This window comes from Pseudonocardia sp. (assembly GCF_035305885.1).
Taxonomy (GTDB): Bacteria; Actinomycetota; Actinomycetes; order Mycobacteriales; family Pseudonocardiaceae; genus Pseudonocardia.
This window is the reverse complement of the sequence record NZ_DATGOP010000045.1, coordinates 1-2,283: the sequence shown is the minus strand read 5'-3', so window position 1 is coordinate 2,283 and position 2,283 is coordinate 1. Positions and strand designations below refer to the sequence as shown.

The following is a 2,283-nucleotide window of genomic DNA, read 5'->3' as shown; positions in this document are numbered from 1 at the left end:
CCTCGTCGAGCTGCTCACCGACGACGCCGCGAATGTCGTAGGCCTTCACGATGGCCGACAGGTCTGACACGCCTTCTCCCCGATCATCCGATTGGTGACTCCCCCGAGCCCGGAAATCTCGCCAGGGAGCCTACCCATTCGCCCGAAAACGCCAACGGAGCGGTGAAGCTCCCGCGGGCTGCGTCACTAAGCGTTACCGGGAAGAACGCGCAGGTGACCACGCCTGCCCGTGTCGGTGCCCGTGGCGCCGGGACGGGTCGGTTCCGCAGCGACCGGCTCGGGACGTTCGGTGCGGCCCGCCTCGCGCACGGCCTCGGCCAGCGCGGTCAGCTCGTCACCGGACGGTTCGGGCGCCGAGAACTCGCCCTCGTGCCGGACGACCTCCCAGCCACGCGGCACGGTCAACCGCATCGCGTGCGCCTCGCAGAGGTCGTAGGAATGCGGCTCGGACGCCGTCGCGAGCGGCCCCACCACGGCGGTCGAATCGCTGTAGGCGTAGGTCAGCGTGGCGACAGCGGGCTCGAGGCAGCCCGTCCGCGAACACTTCCGTACGCTCCGCACGGTTGATCACGATAGCCCCTCCGCGCCCGGGAGGGTGAGAGACACGCCCGCCCGTCTCCCACCCCCGCCCAACGCAGGGGAACGCCACGCGAGCAAGCCAGCGACATCGCGCTCGGCGGAAGCACCGGGGCAGCCGCCAACCAGTCGTCCACACTCACTGCTCCGTCTCCCACCCCCGCCCAACGCAGGGAAACGCCACGCGACCAAGCCAGCGACATCGCGCTGGGCGGGCCCGGATCTGCCGCACGCGCCCCGGGGACTGCAACACGAGCCCCTGAACGCGCAACACGGGCCCCCGAGCCCGCAACACGCACCCCTGGGGCTGCAACACCCCCGGGGCGTCGGCTTGGTGTGGCGTGCCACCGAGGTTGCTGCGCCGGGTTCGGGCCGATGCGTACCCTGGGCCCGGTGACGACGGCTCGAGGTGCACGGTTCCGGCGGCGCATGCGGCGCGACCGCCACGGGCGCGGCCTGCGCGGGCCGCTGTATCCGGCCAGCCTGCCCGCCGCGTCGAGCCCGGCCGAACGGTTCGACTCGCTCGTACTGGACGCGCTGGAGCCGATCGAGGGCCGCTGGCGCAGCGAACTGACCAAGCTCGACGTGGCGGTCGACGACGTCCCCGAGATCCCGGACGAACCCGCCACCGACCCGGCGGTCCCCGGCGAACCCGCCGCCGACGACGGCGTGCTGCACGACGGCAGCGTCCCGCTGTCCAGGCTCGTACCCGCAGGGGTCGACCGGTCCGGGCTTCCCACCCGCGCCCGCATCGTGCTCTACCGGCGTCCGCTGGAGGCCCGCGCGCAGGATCCCGCCGAGTTGGCCGACCTCGTCCACGACGTGCTCGTCGAGCAGATCGCCGCCTACCTCGGCGTCGAACCCGACGTCATCGAGGGCCACTGAACCAGCGGCCCACCACCGGTGCCGCGGTCCACGCAGCCCGGCACCCGGGACGCCTCAGCGCCCGCGGGTCCCGTGCGGCCTTCCGCGTCCCGGGATCGCCGTGAGCACCGTGAACAGCAGCGCCGCGACGCTGCCGAGGAGGAACACTCCGTGCGCGGGCGAGGAGTACTGCACGACCACCTCCGAGGACTGCTCGGGCACCGACACCGCCACCTGATGTCCCCACGCGGGCGTGATCGGCACCGGCTCGCCGTCGACGGTCGCGGTCCAGCCCGGCTCGTGCTCGGCCGCGAGCACCAGCAACCTGCCCTCCGGGCCGTCGGAGACACGCACGTGCGCCTCGGGCAGGCGCGCATCGACCCGCGCGATCGCCGACCCGCGCATGAGTTCGTCGCTCGGCGCACCGCCACTGACCGCGCGATGCGCCTGCTCCGGCGACACGAGGGTCACCTGGCCGGACTCCGGCGTCAGCCGCAGCACGGTCCGCCCGTCGGACGTGTTCGGGGCGGACCGGACGAGGTCGCCCGCTTCGCCGCGCAAGGCCCCGCCGTCCTCGCCGGGAGGCAGCACGACGAACTGCACGCCGGCGGCGGCCGCGTCGGTCACCGCGTCCCGTGAGCCCGCCAGCAGGCCGTATCGCCAGCCTTCGAGCCGCTGGGCCATTCCGCCGACCGGGGCGAGCGCATCGTCTCCGAAACGCGGGGTGCGTGCCGCGGCGAGCCGGTCGGGCTGCGCGCCGTGTCCCAGCACGAGCACCCCGCGGCCGCTGTCGGCGAGTTCGGTGTCGAGCGCAGGGGCCAGCCGGACACCGCCGCCCGCCCG

The 2,283-nt window shown here is 73.9% G+C and carries 2 protein-coding genes and 1 pseudogene; 1 reads left to right on the top strand and 2 read right to left on the bottom strand.

The window, feature by feature from the left end; all coding sequences use genetic code 11:
- Positions 1 to 186: 186 nt before the first annotated feature.
- The gene (locus VKZ81_RS08450; protein WP_030534382.1) at positions 187 to 561 is read right to left on the bottom strand and encodes a DUF3499 domain-containing protein; all 375 of its coding nucleotides are present in this window, start codon (positions 559 to 561) and stop codon (positions 187 to 189) included.
- Positions 562 to 1,005: 444 nt separating this feature from the next.
- Between VKZ81_RS08450 and VKZ81_RS08445 the strand changes: the two genes are divergently transcribed.
- On the top strand, positions 1,006 to 1,461 hold the full coding sequence (locus VKZ81_RS08445) for a metallopeptidase family protein (RefSeq protein WP_030534381.1): 456 nt from the start codon (positions 1,006 to 1,008) through the stop codon (positions 1,459 to 1,461).
- A 54-nt stretch (positions 1,462 to 1,515) separates the two neighbouring features.
- Here the strand turns inward: VKZ81_RS08445 and VKZ81_RS08440 are convergent.
- Positions 1,516 to 2,283, bottom strand: a pseudogene (locus tag VKZ81_RS08440) (glycosyl transferase); the annotation flags it as partial.

Coding starts and splice junctions, on each gene's coding strand:
- VKZ81_RS08445 (WP_030534381.1), top strand. CDS start 1,006: ATGCGGCGCGACCGCCACGGGCGCGGCCTGCGCGGGCCGCTGTATCCG.